The 19808-nt window shown below is 34.5% G+C and carries 11 protein-coding genes; 1 reads left to right on the forward strand and 10 read right to left on the reverse strand.

All coding sequences use genetic code 11. The features are described 5' to 3' along the window. Positions 1-237: 237 nt before the first annotated feature. Positions 238-597 carry a hypothetical protein gene (locus EYY60_RS00650; RefSeq protein ID WP_132987488.1) on the forward strand — a complete coding sequence of 120 codons (360 nt, stop codon included), beginning with the start codon at positions 238-240 and terminating at the stop codon, positions 595-597. Positions 598-605: 8 nt separating this feature from the next. Here EYY60_RS00650 and EYY60_RS00655 read toward each other — a convergent pair whose 3' ends face one another. From EYY60_RS00655 to EYY60_RS00700, 10 genes are all read right to left on the reverse strand, one after another. Beyond that, on the reverse strand, positions 606-1961 hold the full coding sequence (locus EYY60_RS00655) for a serine hydrolase domain-containing protein (protein WP_132987489.1): 1356 nt from the start codon (positions 1959-1961) through the stop codon (positions 606-608). 67 nt (positions 1962-2028) lie between these two features. Further along, positions 2029-4044: a DUF2264 domain-containing protein gene (locus EYY60_RS00660; RefSeq protein WP_132987490.1), complete on the reverse strand. Its 2016-nt coding sequence runs from the start codon at positions 4042-4044 to the stop codon at positions 2029-2031. A gap of 2 nt (positions 4045-4046) precedes the next feature. Next, on the reverse strand, positions 4047-5075 hold the full coding sequence (locus tag EYY60_RS00665) for a glycoside hydrolase family 43 protein (RefSeq protein ID WP_235832261.1): 1029 nt from the start codon (positions 5073-5075) through the stop codon (positions 4047-4049). A gap of 80 nt (positions 5076-5155) precedes the next feature. After that, the gene (locus EYY60_RS00670; RefSeq protein ID WP_132987491.1) at positions 5156-6283 is read right to left on the reverse strand and encodes a glycoside hydrolase family 43 protein; all 1128 of its coding nucleotides are present in this window, start codon (positions 6281-6283) and stop codon (positions 5156-5158) included. Next, complete coding sequence (locus EYY60_RS00675; protein WP_132987492.1) at positions 6280-7146, reverse strand: glycoside hydrolase family 16 protein; 867 nt, start codon at positions 7144-7146, stop codon at positions 6280-6282. The genes EYY60_RS00670 and EYY60_RS00675 overlap by 4 nt, the downstream gene beginning before the upstream one ends. A 290-nt stretch (positions 7147-7436) precedes the next feature. Further along, a complete protein-coding gene (locus EYY60_RS00680) occupies positions 7437-9419 on the reverse strand; it encodes a RagB/SusD family nutrient uptake outer membrane protein (RefSeq protein WP_132987493.1) in 1983 nt (660 codons plus the stop codon). Between the two features lie 13 nt (positions 9420-9432). Continuing rightward, positions 9433-12765, reverse strand: a complete 3333-nt coding sequence (locus tag EYY60_RS00685) for a SusC/RagA family TonB-linked outer membrane protein (protein ID WP_132987494.1) — start codon at positions 12763-12765, stop codon at positions 9433-9435. A gap of 378 nt (positions 12766-13143) precedes the next feature. Beyond that, positions 13144-14298 (reverse strand): glycoside hydrolase family 88/105 protein, encoded by a 1155-nt coding sequence (locus tag EYY60_RS00690; RefSeq protein WP_208749441.1) that lies wholly within the window; start codon positions 14296-14298, stop codon positions 13144-13146. Positions 14299-14323: 25 nt separating this feature from the next. Continuing rightward, positions 14324-15565: a DUF2264 domain-containing protein gene (locus EYY60_RS00695; protein ID WP_132987495.1), complete on the reverse strand. Its 1242-nt coding sequence runs from the start codon at positions 15563-15565 to the stop codon at positions 14324-14326. Positions 15566-15651: 86 nt separating this feature from the next. Then, positions 15652-19746 carry a hybrid sensor histidine kinase/response regulator transcription factor gene (locus EYY60_RS00700; RefSeq protein ID WP_132987496.1) on the reverse strand — a complete coding sequence of 1365 codons (4095 nt, stop codon included), beginning with the start codon at positions 19744-19746 and terminating at the stop codon, positions 15652-15654. Between the last annotated feature and the right edge of the window lie 62 nt (positions 19747-19808).

Here is a 19808-nt window from a genome sequence, read left to right on the forward strand (position 1 = left end):
CTCTACTTGTATAATAGTCATATCCTCAAAAGCAAACCCGACAAGTTTTGAAAACCTGTCGGGTTGGAAATTGCCGCTATTTATTATAGTATGCTTTTATACTTATATATTAGGTATCGTTTTGATTTAAACTATCGATTACTTCTTTTGCCAAATGATTACCTATATATAATAAGTATATGTTTCTATATTTGCTTCAAATTTGTTTTACCTCAATTATTAAATTGTCTTTAAATAATGACCATACAAGATTTAATTGGCAAATATGCTATTTCAGGAAGTAACCAAGAAGAGAATAACGAAATCACTTATAAAGGAATTTTGAGTTTATCCTTAGATAAGAACAATCGAATTATTGCGGACTGGCTTATTAACGATACTCAAAAACAAAAAGGATCTGGTTTCTTTAAGGACAATATTCTGGTAATTAATTTTAGATATAAAGGCGACGATAATCAGATTTATAAAGGTGTGGCTGTTTACCGTTGTATTACAAAAGATTTTCTAGATGGATTTTGGTCCGAAAAACATGGAAACCCACTTTATCTCGGGACAGAACATTGCTTAAGAATTGAAAGCACTGAAACGCTCAACTAATAGGTTTTTCATTTTTTCTTCCATTCAAAATTCCCATTCTGACTTACATTAAATTTTGTAACCTTTCCGTTCTCTTTTATAAATTCACATTCTGCTCCCAGAACATTTTTAAATTGGAATTTTGTATCAGATTGAAAAATTAATGGAACTGTTCCTTGTCCTGAAATCTTAGCAAGTAAATGCCCATTTTCTTTTGTAATTACAATAGTTCTTTTAGTATCTATTGATAATGTATAAGTACCTATGTAGTCATTTAGTAAAGCATCATCAACTTTTACTTCATTTTGGAATGTTTTCCCCAATGCGAGACTGGCAATATCAACTGATAATTCATCTTTAGGAGCACATTCGCAATTAAATAATGCCACAACAAATACATCCTGTTCAGGAAAATAGATTTCATTACTTAAAAATCCTGTTATAGCTCCACCATGCTCAATTGATTTTATACCATTTACATTTTTTAGTATCCAGCCATAACCATATTCTGTAGCGGTTCCATCTTTTAATTTAAAAGGTACAAATGCTTTTTCTAAGGTTTCTTTTTTAAGGATTTTATAAGAATATAAACCTTTGTTCCATTTAAACAAATCATCTACATTTGAAATCAATTCACCTGCTGCATATGCAATAGTCATACTCCAGTAATCAGCGTTTTTAAATTCTGTACCTTCTTTTCGATAACCATTAACTCTGTTGGGAATAAGATTATTCGAAGTATCAAAATAGATGTGATTTAAATCTAACGGTTTTAAGATGTTTTCTTCCAGATAGGTTTTATAACTTTTGCCTGATACTTTTTCAATAATATACCCCAAGAGAAAATAACCCGAATTACTGTACTTATATTTAGTGCCTGGCTCAAATTCTAAAGGAACGTTTTTAAAACGATCGATGATTTCTTTTGGCTCAAAGTCTCTTCTTTCCAAATAAGGTTCCTTGTAGTCAATTTGCATATAATCTTTAATTCCTGAGGTGTGAGTCAAAAGATTCTCAATAGTTATCTTTTTAGAATTTGACGGAAAATCTGAAACGAATTTCTGCAGGCTATCTTGTAAAGAAATTTTTCCTTGCTCTACCAATTGCAAAATTGCGACGGCTGTAAACTGTTTTGTTATTGAACCCAATTTAAAAACCATTTCAGACTTCATTGGCACATTTAATTCAAGGTTTGCGCTTCCAAATGCTTTTTTATAAACGATCTCACCTTTTTTTGCTGCCAATATTTCACAACCGGGCTCAGATGCGCTAAATTTAGAAGAAAGCAATTCATCCAATTTCTTTTCTAATTGCAATTCTTCTTTAGATTGTCCATACGTACAAACTAAACATAAAAGACAAAGTAGAAAATATAATTTATTCATATCACTTATTGTTTTGCCATTAGCAATTAACTCAAGACAATTTACTGATTTTCAACACACAACCAAACTATTTTTCATTAAAATCAACCAACTTCTTAGTTCCATTTTTAAATTCAATTACGAATTTTCCGTTTTCCTGCTCAGTAACTTTTGCAGGAACTAATTCTTTATTGCTCCATTTTTCTCCTGATTTTTTCCAAAGCATCAAAACAGAAAAAACATTGGATTTTTTTGGTTCAGAAACTGCTACTACATTTATGACTGTACTTTCGTTACTTTCAGGATGCAATCCTTTTGCGTTTACAATTTCAGTTTTACTCCATCCCAGGAGTGGAATCATTGCTAATTGATATTTTCCATTATCAATAATAGCAACTTCATGCCCTTCTATCTTCTTTTTAGTTACTATAATTTCTTTATCTAATTTTGGAAGCGCATAATGCCCCAAATGAATTGAAATTGGTTTATCGCTATTGTTTTTGTCTACTCTTAAAATTCCATTTGGAAGCGGAATATCGGCTAGATTAAACTTGACATTTTCATCTGTTTCTAAAACTGCATTTCTGTAATAAATTCCGTTTTCAAACTTTTGAAAGGTGTATAATCTAAAAGCTTCCCATTGGTCTTTTTTGTTTTTAATTACATAGTTCATCGCTACTTCTCCATTTTCGCCGTCGGCTTGCCATGGAAAAGCACTGTTATATGACAATCTATTATAATTTTCTGTGGAACGGAATTTCTGCCAATCACTGCTTACCTTTTCATGACACCAAGCTCTTACTTCAGAAGCACCAATATTAGGGTAATCTGTAATTAGGATTTGTGAATCTCCTTGATACTTATTGTAAACTTCATCTTTTTTGAACTTGGTATCCCAATCTCCATTATTTTCTTTGCTGTTCCAAAACGGATTATCATCAGGAACCAATAACCCTAAAAAGATTTTTCCCATCCAAAATACACTTCCGCGACAGCTATAATTTTGAACTGCTGGCTCAAAAGCGCCATAAAAACCAAGCGTTGGCACATTGTCTTTCATAAAATCAGGATGCGTCAAAAATTGTTTAATTACTCCAGACGAAATTCTGCGCATCCATCCATAATTAGTATTTGGATCGTTATAGAATCCCATTAACGGAAAAGGAACAACAGCACCAGTTCTATAACTTATGCTTCTTCCCCACATAATCATTTCTCCATTTTTGCTGAATAAATACGGATAATTATCTTTTAGATCACTAAAGTTTGTTGCTAATTTTGCTGCAAACTCTGGATAATATTTCTTCCCGAAAAACTCAGACCAAATCGTTCCATACATTTGAAAAGCCCACATACTATAATAATCAAAAGCTGGTGCGTCATTATACCAGCCATTGCTTCGATAATGTTTCAGTGATTTTTCTAAATATTCAACAAGCAATTTTTCGTTAACACTGTAACCTTGATCTTTAAAAAAACTCAGTACAAAAATATTGAAGAATTTCCAGTTCGAATCGACAGTTGGACCATCGCCATAACTGAGCATTATTTTTGCCAAATCGTCTTTTTGCTTTTGCGGAAGCGGTTTCCACAAAACATCTGGATTTGTCATCAATGAAAGTGCCAATGCTCCAAATTCAACTAATTTTTGACTTGGGCCTCCGTTTTTTCCTCTTGGCTCTATATATGAAGCACTAGTAGGATCAATTAATTTTGCAATTTGATATCGATAATAATCCGCGACTTTAATATTGTTAATCTCTAAAGATGGATTTTCTTTTAACAAAGGTGATGCAATAAATAAAGTTCTGCAAAGTCCTTCGAGCTTTTCAGTTGGAACTTGAGATTCATTTGCCGGATAACTTTTCCCTTCCTGTTTTGGAAATTTCATTGGATCATCAATTGAATGAACATAAGTAAATGCTCCTTCGAGCAAATACATTGCTGCATCTCTCCAATGCTGTTTGGTCATTCCAGTATAGGGACTGTTTTTGAAATCAGGATTTTTTATCTGAAATATATTTTCCTTGTTTTCCTTTTGTTGTGAAAATAAAGACTGGCCGAAAATAACGGCCAAAAACAAGAATGTTCTTAATTTATTCATTTTTAAAAACTTTTCAATTCTTTTACTACTACTAATTTATCTCCAGACAAATCAACCTCAAAAAGTTTCGGAATTCTGACTGTTTTGCCATCTACTTTTTTATGACTGTGAACCGACATCAGCCATTTTCCTTCAAAAGTTTGAAACAACATGCCATGTCCAAAATTTGGTGGCGTAATAGGATCTTTTTCTTGAATCCATGGGCCGTCTAAGGTTCCACTTTTAGAATATGCTACTCCTTGTGTGTAAACATCATAAATCCAGCTCGTCCAAATCATTCCTAAACGTCCAGAACCTGTTTTGAACAAATATGGGCCATCTGTAACTTTATTCGGTTTGTCATTTCCATTAGCATCTTTTTCTCTGCTCCAAGGAGAATCGCTTGCTTTAAAAAGCAGTTTCCCTTCTCCGATTGAACCGCTTAAATCTGGTTTAAGCTCTATTTTTTCAATGGTTCCATTTCCATTTTGCAGCCATTCGTAACAATAAATCATATACGGTTTTCCATCTTTATCGACCCAAAATGTACCGTCAAGTGTCGGTTTATTGGCTGGCAAATAAATATCATCTTTCATTGGCAAATATGGTCCATCTGCCTTATCGCTAACTAAAACATGACTCGCGCGTCGTTCAATAACATTGCCAGCAACTGTGCCTATTTTTTTGTCTCTATTGGTAAAAGTGGCAAAATCGTAATATTTATTTTTATACAAATGCAATTCGGCTGCCCAAATCATTGGGTTTGGTCCCATCCAAGAATTTGGATCTGTTTTGACAATGTCATAAGGGCCACTCCACGATTTTAAATCTTTGCTTTTCCAGAGTAATCCTCCTGTACCAGTCATATAATACATATTGGTTTTCTTGTCTGCTAAAATAGCGGGATCACTCAATCTAATTGAGTCTAAAGGGATTGCTTCTTTTATTGTTCTTTTTTTCTGAGCATTTGCTGTCGAAAAAAATAAAAGACATAGAACCATAAAAAAAATACAACCTGATTTCTGTATAAAATAATTTTGGAATGTTTTCATTTACAGATTTTTTTAAAACAATTAAGATTAGCTAGCAACTGCAATTTATTAATTTGCTAACACTTACAACTACTATATTTTTATTGTTTTTTTGTAAAAATTGTTAAATCCCATTTGTCAAACCAATTCAAAACAGGTTTTTCATTTGCAATTGTAATCGGCAACCAAATATAACTGCCATCAATTGGATTTTCAGGTTTCCAACGGTCGGCCATGAAAATGAACTGATCTTTTTTTCCTTGAACTGGGAGAATATAAGTACTTTGCGAATGAAACGTAAGCTCTGCATCTTTGCCTACGCATGGATTTCCGAGTGATTTCCAAGGGCCAAAAATCGATTTTGCCGAAAAAGAACGCGCTTCATTAGGATCCCAACCAGTACAGCCTGAAGTTATCATATAATAAATGCCGTCTTTCTTAAAAACAGCCGGAGCTTCATTGTGACCTGCAGGCGCCATTCGGGACCATTTTTCGGTAAAATTTAGATAATCATCTGTAAGTTCTGAAATATGCAGGGTCAAGTTTTCTTCCGAAGAATGAATCAAATATGCTTTTTCATTATCATTAACATAAACTGTCATGTCTCTAGACATTTGGCCTTTGCTAAAATCTCTGCGAACCAACATTCCGTTATCGATAGCCGTTAGCCATTCAGGGCTCCATGATTTTAGCTGACTTTCATTTGCGGAAGCGGTTTTATTTTCATTTTTATAATACATTGGCCAAACACCTTTATTTGGATTGTACGATTTAAGATATTTGAAAGGACCTTTTGGATTATCACTTACTGCAACGGCCGCTTTTGCTGCACTATAACCTTGTCCTTTCAACTCTAAATGAAACCACATTACATATTTGCCCGTTTTTTTATTGAAAATTACTTTCGGGCGTTCCATTATGCAACCTTTTGTTATTTCAGAATTTGGGTTTTCTTCTGCTTTTAATACAATTCCCTCGTTTTTCCAATTGTATAAATCTTTAGATGAATAACAACTGAAACCTACCAAAGAAGTATTTCCTGATTTTCCTGCCGTTTTAAATTCGCCATACCAATAATATGTTCCTTTGTCGTATAGAATCCCGCCACCGTGTGCATTGATATGAACGCCATCAGTATCTTTCCATTCTTTTCCTGGAACAAATTCTGTGTTTTGGCTATACATTAATAGGCTGATAAAACTTATGATGATCGAATATTTTAATCTCATTTTTTAATTATTATTTTTTGATAAACTCTGATGTAATCTATTATATATTTTGACGGGAAACTGTTTGGGGCAAGTTCCCCGCCGTTTATGCCGCCAACAGCCAAATTGACCAATAAATAATGTGGTTGCTGAAACGGAAGTATTTTTTGATCTGGATTTTGATTGGCTTCTTTTACACTAATTTCATTGAGCAACTGGTCGTCAACATATAATTTGATCCAGTCTGCATCCCAGTCCATTCGCCAGATATGAAATTTATTTGCCCAAGCATTGTCTTTAAAATCACTCAGTTTTTTTGTTTGGCTATCCCAAGCAGTGTTTTGCTGATTGGATTTCCAAGCTGCGTTTGCTAATATTTTTCCGGTGTAATATTCCATAATATCAATTTCTCCGTTTGCAGGCCAGTTTCCTTCTATGCCCAAAGTCCAAAAGGCCGGCCACATTCCTTTTCCAACAGGAATTTTAGCCCGCATTTCGAATCGGCCATATTGCCAGGAATGCTTTCCCTGCGTGATTAAACAGGAAGAAGTGACTTTTATAGAATCTCTCTGTTTTTTCCAGTTAGGATGATTTTTAGAAATAAAATTCGGGTTTGCTCTATTTTCTTTTCTGGCTTCAATAATCAAAAAACCATCTTTGCAGTAGGCGTTTTCTTTTTGGTACCACTGATTTTCCTCATTTCGAACAAAACCAGATTCGTAATTCCAATTCTTTTCATCGGGAGTTCCGTCTTTTGTAAATTCATCACTCCAGACCAATTTGTATTCTTTATCTCTGAGTACTTTTTTTGTATTTGAAACAAATCCATAAATTACTGTCAGAACTGCGATTACAAGCAAAAAGCGTAGAAGGTAAAATTTCATTTTCTTATTATTTTAATCTAAATTTTTCTTCTTTAAAATAAAAAAAGAACATTTCGATTTTGGTTCATTTGATGCAATAAAAATCTAGAGCATTATTATTTACGATAATAATGCACTCTAAATCAATATAACATTTGTTGTTTGTGAATAGATCAGCGATGAAAGCAAAATGCTGATCTTTACAATGTGCTTGAATAATTATTATAAATAATACCTCTGCCATTGTTACAGCAGAGATATTATTTAATTCCAAAACACAATACCTAAACTAAATAGGCAAAAAAGTTTTATTAAAGCTGACTTTCATCTGCGACTGCATCCTGCCATTTATCCCAAACTTTAATATTTGGATCATAACCATCATAACCGTAGTTCTGACTTAATTTTCCTTTAATATTTGCAGTTATGGCACTATTTGGAATTGGCCAATAGTTATTACGCTTGTCCATGGTATAAAACTTAGTACCATTTGGAACCACAATTCCGCTTGGATATTTGTTGTATAATGTATAATGTGCAATACGTTGGTACCAATAACTTCCTCCTGAGGCATCAGTTCCTGATTGTTTGTCCCAATTGGTTTTATTGTACGTCTGGCCCCACTCGTCCGGTTTCCCGCTGAGTGCAAGACAGTGCGAAATACGTTTCAACTCCACATTTCTCCATTCTTCTAAATAAAGCTCTCTTCCTCTTTCGGCACAAATATCGCCAATAGTTACTGTCGTATATAATTGAGAAGCACCTGCTCTGGTTCTAACTGCGTTTACATCCTGAGTAGCTCCACCAACATTCCCTTGATAAAAACGGGCTTCGGCTCTTAATAAATACGTTTCAGCTAAACGGTATAAATACCAATGCGCTTTACTTCCTGTACTCGCTCCTTGAAAATCTGTAGCGTTTGGATTTGTTTCATTTACAACATCATGTAAATAGATTTTGTATAATGGAAAATCAAACCATTCGCGAAGTGTATCTTTTGACAATAAAGTCGTACCATTTCTCAATCTAAAATTTTGCTGATAGAATGCAGAAGTCTTATCACTGTATTTAAGATCTTCCATATTCACCCAGTTTCCAACTGTACTATTGTGTCTAAGATCTTGTTTGTCCTCTACACCGTTAACAACCCACATAGGATGTTGAGAATAATAAGAAGCACTAATTGTAGCAATACCACGACCTAATGCTCTTGCATAATCGTATTTTGCTTGGTAATTCACATTGTTTGAGGCAAAACGACCGGCTGCTTGTTTTCCGTCAGGAGTAGTAACAGTAGCTGAATTCCAGTTAGGTCCAAAAATTCTCATTGAGGCAAATGGCAAAAATGATTGTACTCCACCATTAGGCATTACCATAATGGCTTCTGTATTTCCAGCAATAACCTTATTTTCAGGTCGGTGTAAATCCCAGATTACATTCCTGTTGATTGTCCAAGTAGTTGGATTTCCTCCTTGATCAAAAGTTCCAAAAGAATTTTTCATTAACGAATATCCAGATGAATTAATCAATAAATCGGCTTGATTTTCTGCATCCTTAAATCTTCCAGAAGCCAAATAACATTTGATCAATAATTGGCGGCAAGCTCCTTTGTTCACCACTCCTAAATAAGGTAGTTTTGATTGTTCTGGTACCCATTCTACCGCTTTTTCCATATCAGCAGTAATCATTTCGATGATAGCTTCTTTTTTAGTAGAATAATAACTCTGCTTTGGAACTTCCAAAATTTTTGTAATCAATGGAATATCTCCAAATTGATAAACCAAATTAAGATAACGGTAAGCTCTATGAAAATAAGCCTGACCTATATATTTACGTTTAACATCTTCTGTCAAACTTGTGACTTTATCAATGTATGTTAATACTGTATTGGCATGTTTTATTCCGGTGTAAGCTTCTGTCCAGTAAAATCCGAAATAAAAATCATCATTTGTTGCTGTTTTATAACTCATGGTTGGCACCATAGTATTGGCAAAATCAGCGATAGTACTACTGTTATCTGTTTTTCCATATTTTGCCATATCAGAGAAAACATACTCTGTACCAATAGGCACACTATTGCTGGCACTATTATAATGAATATAATTGTTACGAAGCTGTTTATCAGCACTTGCTAAAACGGCCTGCAATCCAGATTCAGTACTAAATGTAGTTTCAGGCTCGTAAAACGAAAGCGGATCTGGCTCGAGAAAATCCTCGGAACAAGAAACCAAAAGAGCAGAAGCTACTACTAAAGGCACAAGGATTGAAATTTTATTTTTTATATATTTTTTCATTATTGAATAATTTTTAAAGTGAAACGTTGAATCCTAAATTAAACATTCGTGTAGCAAGCCCTCCTGTTTCTGGATCTCCAAAATATTTCCATTCTTTAGAAGCTGACCATGTTGCTGCATTTTGAACAGAAGCATAAATTTTGAAGTTTCTAACATGCAGGCGGTCTATTAAATCTTTAGGAAGTGAATACGCTAGCGAAATATTGTCTAAACGAATAAAACTGCGATTATACAATCTTGCAACTCCAGCGCCAGCAGGACCTCTTGCATCAAGACGTGCCCATTCATTTGTCGGATTGTCAATTGTCCAGTATGGATTTACAAATGGATTGTAGTTGTTTGTATACAAACTTCCATCATTATAATTATTCATATAACGTCCATCCATTGATTTGTGCCCCGTGTATGAATACATATTGATTGCTAAATTCCAATTTTTATAAAATTTAAATTCATTACGAAGCGACCAGTTGATTGGCGGTGCTGTTTGTCCTAAAAACTGTTTGTCTTTTTCATTATACGTTGGTTTTCCGTTTACATCATCAGCAGTATAACTGTTTTCGATTTTTGGATCACCGGGACGTTGTCCGTATTTTGCAGCTTCAACAGCTTCATCTTTCTGCCAAATTCCGATTACTTTATAATCCCAGATTTGAGAAATTGGTCTTCCAATAAACCATCCGTTCGTTTTATCATCTGCTTCTTTAGTTCCAATAACATTTCCGTTGGCGTCTTTAACGTCTTCCATGTTGCCATACAACTTGTTGATCGTATTCTTATTGTATGAAAAAGCAAACATCGTAGACCATTCAAAATTTGGATTTTTTATATTTAAAGTATTCAGAGCAATTTCAATACCTTTGTTTTCAACTTCTCCAAGATTCGTTGCGATTGATGAAAAACCAGTAAACTCAGGCAGACGCTGACTCATGATCATATCGTGAGTAACAGATCTATAAATATCAATTGTACTTGTAATTCTGTCATTTAAGAAACCAAGATCAAGACCAATGTTTGATGCTGTCGTTTTTTCCCATTGCAAATTTGGATTTGCCATACGGTCAATTCCTAGGTATTTCATATCCACAATATTTCCTGAAGCGTCAAGATACCCCATAGTTGCTCCTGTACCAGAACTTAAGTTTGCTAAAGCCAAGTAAGGATCTGCAAGCGATCTGTTTCCGTTTTTACCCCAAGATAGGCGTAGTTTACCCGTACTCATTGGCGCCCAATGAAACCAACTTTCTTTATTAAAACTCCAGCCCAATGCTACAGAAGGGAAAGTTGCATAAGGATAAGAAGCACCAAAAGCTGAATATCCGTCGCGACGTACTGTTCCAGTAATCATATAGCGATTATCGTAAGAATAGAAAATTCTTCCCATTAATGCATCTGCCGTTTGATGTGTATCTGTTGCAGTAAATGAACTATTTGCAAGTGTCGCATTAGCAATATTGTGATATCCTAAAGCATCTGAAGGCTGAATATTATTTGCATCAATACGATCTGACCATGTTTTTAAATCTTCAGCTTCCTGAACAAAAGTGGCAATAATATGGTGTTTTCCATTAAATGTATGATCCCAAGCTATTGTATTGTTGATGTTCCAAGTGAATTTTTTACCATTTTCTCTGTCTACTCCTATGTTTGCGGCACTCCAGTTTTTATTGCCTGCTGATTGAAAATAACGGTTGTAAAAGAATTCATAACGTGGCGAAGCATTAAACGAATATGTAATACCATAAGGCAAAGTTACCTTTGTATTAAAAATTGTGTTCAATACAGTGTAGCCTCTGTCAAGATCCATATATTGGCGGTCATAATAGTAATTGTATCCACCAATTGTTGGTCCCATTGGCTGTCTTGCATAGTCGCCGTTTATTTCTTTAAAGTTAGCAAACGGACTGTTTCTTAACATATTGGCATCCCAGTAATTAGTTCCCGTACCAACCGAAATATCTCCGTCTGAACGATCTTGAAAATTAACATTTGCTCCAAATTCAAGCCAATCAGTAACTTTAGCATCCACTTTCATATTGGAACGAACTGCTGTGTAGTCATTCCCTTGGATAGCTCCTTCTGAATCTAAATACCCCAAAGAGATATAATAATTTACTTTATCGCTTGCCCCAGAAACACTTAAATTATTGTCACGATTTATTCCTGTTCTAAAAGTACTGTCGTACCAATCGTGTGTTTTTCCATCAACAAAATTTTTCAAAAGCGTAGCATCCGTAATACCTAAACGCAATCCCCACACTTCATTCAAACTTTTTCCTTGAATTTGTGCCGCTGGCTGATAAGCTAGCCACTGCGCCTCTGTTATACCGTACTGACTTAATTGACTAGGATTTGTGTAATAACCCGGTTTACCTGCAGCTGTTCCTGTAACCCATGCCTCATAATTTCCAGTTGTTGTATTTGTACCATATGTTTTGGCAGTCTCCCAATCTTCACGATATTTTACATATCCTTCTGGAGAATATACATTACGATAAGCACTTTCGTTAACAACCGTCATGTTTGTAGTAATATTAATAATCGGTTTCCCTGTTTTTCCTTTTTTAGTAGAAATAACAATTACACCCGCAGCTGCTTTAGATCCGTAAACTGCTGTTGCCGATGCATCTTTCAAAACATCAATTTGGCCAACATCATCAGGATTGATTTCCGAAAGTTCACCATAAAACTGCATTCCGTCTAAAATAATAAGCGGCGAATTGTGATTAGCTCCATCAGGATTGTACACAGAAGTTTGCCCACGAATCTGCAAAGATCCTCCTCCTTTTGCATCAGCAGAATAACCAACTTTTAATCCCGGAACACCTCTCAATAAATCTTGAACTGTTTGTGGATTTTGATTGGCCAAAGCATCTGGTTTAACCTGAACAATTGATCCTGTTAAATCACTTTTTTTCATTTTACCGTATCCAACTACAACAACCTCACTCAATGATGCTGCATTTTCTACCAGTTTTACAGCAATATTTGTTCTACTATTTACTTGAATTTCCTGAGTCACATACCCAATATAAGAGACAACTAATATTGCATTTTGATCTCCTTTTAAATCAAATTTTCCATCAAAATCTGTAATCGTACTAATCTTAGTTCCTTTAATCGAAACTGTAGCTCCTGGAAGCGGTACTCCGTTTTGGTCTTTAACTTGTCCGGTGATTCCATTTTGCTGTTCAATTTTTTCCAGCGCATTTGTTCCTGAAGGTATTCCATCATATGCCTGAACTTGAGATAAAGAAGCTAGTACGCAAAAAATGGCCAATTTCTTTTTAAAATCAAATCCAGATCCATAATCAGGAGTCTTCATCTTCCTAATAAAGTTTTTCATTTTCTTGGTTGTAATTTTGGTTAAATAATTAGTTTGGTTAAATCGAAGCTGTACAGGAATACTGCGTTCAATTTGAGTTACAAATCTAGCAGAACACTATTGTTGTGGAGGGGGGAAATATGATAATATACAAGGGTCAAATTGGTATCTTACCGCAAAAACACTAGGTTTTTAAGATATTTTTAAAAAAAATCACTTCTAAAATCAAAATTCCATAAATATGAAATCTCTTTTCGTCAAGAGCAATATTTACAGTATGCACAAAATTTTATATAAAAAACAGCGAAATTCATTTTTCAAAATCTCTATTTTTTGCAAAAAATCGGCTTAACTTCGCCATGAAATTAAGCCGATTCATCTCTTATTATTTTGCTGAAACTATTTCACAAAGCGATACATTTCTGAAGCTGCCAATAAAAAAGCACCCACACCAAAATCGGCTGTAGAATTTTTATCAACTACTTGTCCCGGAATTGCTTTTTCGCCAATAGGCTGTACATAACCAACAGTTCCATCTGCCTGAAGTGCAAAAGTGGTTAAGTAATTCCATGATTTTTCTGCAACAGGCAAATAGATCTTTTTATCCAAAATTCCGTTGTTGATTCCCCATAAAAAACCATAGGTGAAAAATGCTGTTCCGCTTGTTTCAGGTCCCGGCGCATGTTCTGGATCGAGAATACTTCTTGTCCAATAGCCTTCTTTTTGTTGCGCAGATGCCAATGCCTGCGCCATATCTTTAAAACGTTTTATGTATTCGGCTCTATATTTAGCCTTTTTGGGCAAATCCTGAATAATTTTTGCATAACCGGCAAAAATCCAGCCGTCTCCTCTCGCCCAAAAATCTTTCTTTCCATTGGCACTTGTATGTTTTGGATAAACATATTTTGCATCTCGGAAATACAAGTTCGATTCCGAATCATACATAATGCTATCTGCGTATTGAAGATACGAATGTAGTTTATCTAAATACATTTCGTTTCCAGTAACCTTGTACAACTTTGTCATAACAGGCATTACCATATACAATCCATCAACCCACCACCAATAATCGTTTGCTGGCGTACTCATTTCATATTCCATCACTTCTTGTGCGCGAGCAATCTTTTTTGGATCTTTTTTGCCTGTAAAATTGTATAAATCGATATAAGTCTGAAAACAAATCTGCCAATCGCCAAACAATACATGTTTATCGGTTTCGCCGTAATTATATTTCCATTCTGATTTATCGGTTGATTTTGCGCCCATCCACTGATTTTTCTCTGCCCAAGCCATTGAGTAATCCAAATATTTTTTGTTTTTAGTTACTTTATAAGCCTCCATGTTTCCGGTATGATAAGCCGAAACATGCCAAAACGAATTTCCTGGTTCTGAATGCGTCGATTGCCAACGATTATTTACTTTATCGATAATTGCAATAACCTCTTTTTTAGATTCTTTTATTCCCGATTCCTGTTTTACACCAGTGCTTTTACAGCCAACAGCGAGCAATGAAACTGCCGTAAACGCCATAAAAATTGATTTTTTTAAATACATAATTATAATAAGGTTAGTAGTTTAGTTATTTTGAAGCATGATCAATTGGAATTTCCTGACCAGACCATATTTTCTTTTGTGTCCAAGGCTGATAAGGATCACTCCAAAAAGAATCAGAAGCTGGAAGCCCAAGAACTAAAAAGGCTTCTGTACACAAATACAAACTTCCAGTTGAAATATAGCCTTCACCAATATTTTGCTGATGACCGTATAAACCAATCTGAAGCCAGCCATTCTTGTCAAAAGTTTCTTTGGCATTTATTTGATTGTTAATCATGAAATAAAGCGCCGAACGAACTTGTGACGGAGCAATTTCCTTTGGCAATTCTTTCCAAAGCGCTATTTGAGACAACAACTGAAAAGCACCAAAACGATAGGCCAACGATCTTCCAATAGGTGGATAAGTTCCATCTGGAGAAATTAGCCTTTCTTGAATGGCAGCATATCTTTTAGCTCTGTTCAATTCTGTTTCAAAATCTTTTTTGTAATCAATATTTTTGTCTTTCAGCACATTTAAAATATCCATTTGCATTGGGTGAATTACAAAACTATTGTAGTAATCCCAATGAAATTCGGGCCCGTCGCCGTAAGTTCCATCTCCCAAATACCATTTTTTGTGTTCTGATAAAGCATAATTTAATCGGTTTGCATCTTCTTCTTTATCAAATTTGATAATTGCAGCTTCGATTATTCCTGCAAAAAGAAGCCAATTGCTTTTATACGGCTCAATTACGCGAGTTGATTTTAAAGCTTTGATTACATTTTCTTTTGTGACGGCATCAAGCGGTTCCCAAAGCTGTTTTGGCGCACGCAATAAAGCTTGAGCAAAAAAAGCGGCGTCAACCAAAGGCTGTTTGTCTTTTACAAAATTCATAAAATCAGCCGCATTGGGATCTGTTGCATTATGAATTGATTTTTGTGCCAAAGCAATATATTTTGCTCTCAATATTCCTTCGGGAGTATCATCTGCTCCTAATTCTAACCAAGGCGCCATTCCTGAAAGCGTTCTTCCAAAAGCTTCCAAATAAGTTACATGTTTTCGGTCGTCCCAAGCGCCTGGCGATCTTTCAACAGGCATTAATGCTTTTAATTGATTATTGCTTAATGCAGTTAAAACCGGATCACTAATTTTCACCAAAGAAGCAACAAAAAACGCTCTAACTTTTTCTGGAGAATCTTTTTCTGGTTTCTTTGATTGTCCCTGAACATTCAGAACTAGAAAACAACTAAATACCGCTAGAACAACATTTTTAAAACAATGACTCATATATTTTCCTTTATCTTTTTATATTTTTCTTTTATATTTTTCTTCTTTCTTCTTTCATCTTTTTTCTTTCTTCTTTCTTCTTTCTTCTAAGTTGATTTCCAAAAGCTTTCGTTCAGAATATATTTGTTGTCCTTCACATTTTGATATTTCTTTTTAAACTCTGAAGGATTCAAATTATAAAACAGCTGAAAATGCTTTCTGAAATATTTAATATCCCCAAAACCAGCAATTGACGCAGCCTGACTAATTTGCAAATCGGTAGTAATTAATAAAGTTGCTACTTTTCGCAAACGAACATTTCGAGTAAATTCTAAAACCGACTTTCCTGTAATTTTTTTGATTTTTTTATACACTAATGAATGACTCATTCCTAATTCGCTGGCCAAATCTTTAATATTAAAATCATCAACATCTAAATTAGAATCAATGATTTCGATGATTTTATCCAACAGCTTTTTATCTTCATCTGATAATTTTGGTCCAGCAACATTTTTTGTAACCGAATTAAGCAGATAGTTTTGTTCACTGTCGCGACGCGTCAGAATTCCGTTAATTCTTGCTAACAAGTACTCGTTATCAAATGGTTTTGTAATGTAGTCATCAGCTCCAACTTCTGCTCCTTTCAGTTTTACATCTTCAGAAGTTCCGCCCGTAAGGAGAATTACAGGAATATGCTTTAAATCGGGATCAGATTTTATGTGTTTGCAAAAAGCTACACCATTCATTTCTCCCATTACAACATCAGAAATAATCAAATCTGGCTGTACATTTTTGACAATCTGCAATGCATTTTCAGCATTTTCAGCTGTTTCAATATGATATTTTGAGGTTAAAATTCTTTTTAAATAATTGCGAATTTGGACATTGTCATCGACAACCAAAATACTTTTGGCATCCTTGATAACATCTTTAACATTTTCAGGCTCATCTTCTATTTTCTGCAAAACATTCTCGCGAATTACAGTTTCTTCTAAAGCTTCATCCAGAAACAATGTGCGATCGCTTAAATCTTCTCGGATTTCAATATCACCAAAATGTTCTTTCCCAAGAAGCAATCTAATTTCAAAAACAGCTCCCCCATTTTCATTGTCGCGACAGCTTACTTTTCCGTGATGTTGCGTTATAAATTGTTTCACCAAATACAATCCGATACCAAATCCTTTGCGGTTATTTTTGATGTTTTTTCCTGATTGATAAAACAAATTGAAAATTTTGTCTTTGTCTGCATCATCAACTCCTTCGCCGTTATCCGTCACATTTATGATTACTTCATTATCTGTGCATCGCAAATTCACTGCAACTTTTCCGTTTTCTTTTTCGGTAAACTTTAAAGCATTGGAAATCAAATTAAATAAAGCCATTTCAATTTTTTCACGATCAACATACACCATCAAATTTTCTTCGGAAATACTAAAACTATAATCTATTTTTTTTGATTTTGCGTGATGTACAAAACAGCTGAAAACTTCTTTACACAGCTCAACAATATTTATTTGTCCTACTTTTAGTTTTCCGGTTTCGGTTTCAGTTTTTCTAAAAAGAAGTAGTTGATCCACCAAACTCAGTAATCTTCTTGAATTGCTGTAAACCATTTCAATTGCTGCGGGATCAATTTGCTGTTCTGCTCCATAAATAATATCCTTCAGCGGATTGATGATCATAGTCAATGGCGACCTGAATTCATGAGAAATATTAGTAAAAAAAGTTAGTTTTTTCTCGTTCAATTCTTTTTCTTGTTTTGCCAAATCTTGAGAAAGACGAACTTCGTACTTAAGTTTTGCCTGTTCACGCTGGTATTTATCTACGGCATAAATCGCAAGTGCAAACAAAACAAAATATAAAAAGTAAGCCCAACTACTTCTGTACCAAGGTGGCAATATTGTGATTGGTATTGAAATAGCTTTTGTGTTCCAAACTCCTTCGGCATTTGTCGATTTGATTTTCAATACATAATCGCCTTCTGTAATTCTAGAATAATTGGCACTTCTGATATTGTCCACATAATGCCACTGCGAATCCCATCCTTCTAAAAAATAAGCATAAGAAATCTTCTCCGGCAAACTGTATTCTAATGCTGCAAAATCGATATTCAGCATGGATTCATCATACGGAAGTTCCAATTTATCAATTCCAAATGCTCCTAAACCTTCTTGATCATAAACTTTATTGTTTACTTTAATCGAAATGATAACCAGTTTAGGAAAAGCATGAACCTGACTGTTTACTTTGGTATCAATAATATTAAATCCTTTGATACCGCCAAATACAATTTCTCCTGTAGAAAGTCGCAACGCCGCATTGTAATTAAATTGATTGCTCTGAAGTCCGTCAGCATCGTGATAGCTAGTGATTTTTCCAGTGTCAACATTATAGACAAATATTCCGTTATACGTACTGCACCAATATGCACCTTGTTTATCACGAACAATATTCAAAATGGAATTATTTGGAAGGCCGTTTCGCTGTGTCAAGAATTTCTTTTCGAAAGTTTTCGGATTAAAAATCATCAAACCGCCACCCTCAGTACCCACAAGCATTTTAGTATCTGAATGTGATACAATAGAACGAACAGGATATTTTACATCGATTTCTCGTCGTTGCATTGTTTTGGGATCGAATCGGAATAACTTAGAAAAATTCCCAATCCAAAGATTATTCTGATCTTGTGTCATTGAAATGATACCGCGAATTCCTGCATTCACAAAATCAAATTGATCTGTCGTTTCATTATATCGATACAAACCTTCTTCATCTGGAGAAGCCGCCCACAAAATGTTCTTTTTGCATTTGAATAATACCCAAATGTTTTTTTGAACTGCTTTAAGTTTTGGATTTAAAAGATTGTATTTTTTAAAATTATGCGTTTGCGAATTAAAAAGACAAACGCCTCCGCCGTAAGTTCCAAACCAAGTTCCTTTGCTGTCTTTTAAAATGGCAGAAACGAAATTATTGCTAAGCGAATTTGGATTATTGGAATTATACGAATAATTGCTAAATGTATTCGTTTTTCTGTTCCAAAGACTTGCGCCTGCACCATCTGTCCCAATCCAAAGGTTTTCAGAATCTTGTTCGCATAACGAAAGAATAAAATCACTTGGCAAAGTGTTTTTTGTCAGCTCGTTTTTAGAAATGGTCACAAAAGGACTTTTTGTCTCTTCAATCGTATTTACTCCTCCACGCAAAGTTCCAATCCAAACTCGATTTTCATTATCTAAATATAACGATGAAATAGCATTGCTGTTGAGTTTCTCCTCATCTAGACAAGCATTTAAAAGCGAAAAAGAATCTTTATTGTAATTGTATTTTACAACTCCATTTCCGTTTGTAGCAATCCAAAGTTCATTGGCAGAAGCCTTAAACATTAAATCTGAAATAGGATACTGAATTTCTTGATTGGCATAAAGATGATGTGTTTTATTTTTAGTATTGTATTTCAAAAGTCCTTCTTCAGTAGCCATCCAAATATTTGAATATTTGTCGAATAAAATACAGCCACTTCCAACAGAGCTCTCAAAAACAACAGAAAGTCTTTTAGTCCCAGATTCCATCGCCACTAAACCCACACCTGCAACTGAACACCACAATTTGCCCGAAGCATCAAAATCCAATTCTTGTACGTGAAAATCCCATTTTAATTTTCCTTTTACTAAAAGCGGAATTTGAACAATATTTTCATTTTCTCCTGCAGCATACAACAATCCCTTTCCTGCAGTAGCGATATACATTTTTGACTTATAATCCCTGATTTGATTGACAACAAAATCTATCTTTTCACTTTTAGACGTTTTTTCATTGTCATAATTCTTTGTACTAAACTGATTGCTCAAATAATTATAAACAGAAATTCCTCCTTTTGTTCCAATCCAAATTTCATTTTGAGTTCCGCAAATGCTTACAACTCTATTATTTACTAATGAATTAGCATCATTTGGCTCATTTCTGAAATTCAAAAAATTATAGCCATCATAACGACTTATTCCGTCATAAGTCCCAAACCACATCAAACCTCTTTTGTCTTTATAAACAGAAGTTACGGCATTATTGGCAAGGCCATTTTTGATTCCGAGATAGCCAATATCATATTTTTTCTGTCCAAATTTGGGAATAGCATTTCCTGCAGTCTGAGAATTAGCTGCGTAAAAAGCTAAAAAGGCTAAAAAAAATAGAATTTTGGTTTTCAAAATTTCGGATTTTAGATTAAGTATATTTTTTTTCTAATCTAATTTTTTCATTTTTTATGAAA

Source organism: Flavobacterium zhairuonense, assembly GCF_004352915.1.
Lineage (GTDB): Bacteria > Bacteroidota > Bacteroidia > Flavobacteriales > Flavobacteriaceae > Flavobacterium > Flavobacterium zhairuonense.

Excerpts from the sequence above, each read along its gene's own strand:
- EYY60_RS00650 (WP_132987488.1), top strand. The coding sequence starts at position 238 with ATGACCATACAAGATTTAATTGGCAAATATGCTATTTCAGGAAGTAAC.
- EYY60_RS00690 (WP_208749441.1), bottom strand. The coding sequence starts at position 14,298 with ATGTATTTAAAAAAATCAATTTTTATGGCGTTTACGGCAGTTTCATTG.
- EYY60_RS00675 (WP_132987492.1), bottom strand. The coding sequence starts at position 7,146 with ATGAAATTTTACCTTCTACGCTTTTTGCTTGTAATCGCAGTTCTGACA.
- EYY60_RS00685 (WP_132987494.1), bottom strand. The coding sequence starts at position 12,765 with ATGAAAAACTTTATTAGGAAGATGAAGACTCCTGATTATGGATCTGGA.
- EYY60_RS00695 (WP_132987495.1), bottom strand. The coding sequence starts at position 15,565 with ATGAGTCATTGTTTTAAAAATGTTGTTCTAGCGGTATTTAGTTGTTTT.
- EYY60_RS00670 (WP_132987491.1), bottom strand. The coding sequence starts at position 6,283 with ATGAGATTAAAATATTCGATCATCATAAGTTTTATCAGCCTATTAATG.
- EYY60_RS00665 (WP_235832261.1), bottom strand. The coding sequence starts at position 5,075 with ATGAAAACATTCCAAAATTATTTTATACAGAAATCAGGTTGTATTTTT.
- EYY60_RS00660 (WP_132987490.1), bottom strand. The coding sequence starts at position 4,044 with ATGAATAAATTAAGAACATTCTTGTTTTTGGCCGTTATTTTCGGCCAG.
- EYY60_RS00655 (WP_132987489.1), bottom strand. The coding sequence starts at position 1,961 with ATGAATAAATTATATTTTCTACTTTGTCTTTTATGTTTAGTTTGTACG.
- EYY60_RS00680 (WP_132987493.1), bottom strand. The coding sequence starts at position 9,419 with ATGAAAAAATATATAAAAAATAAAATTTCAATCCTTGTGCCTTTAGTA.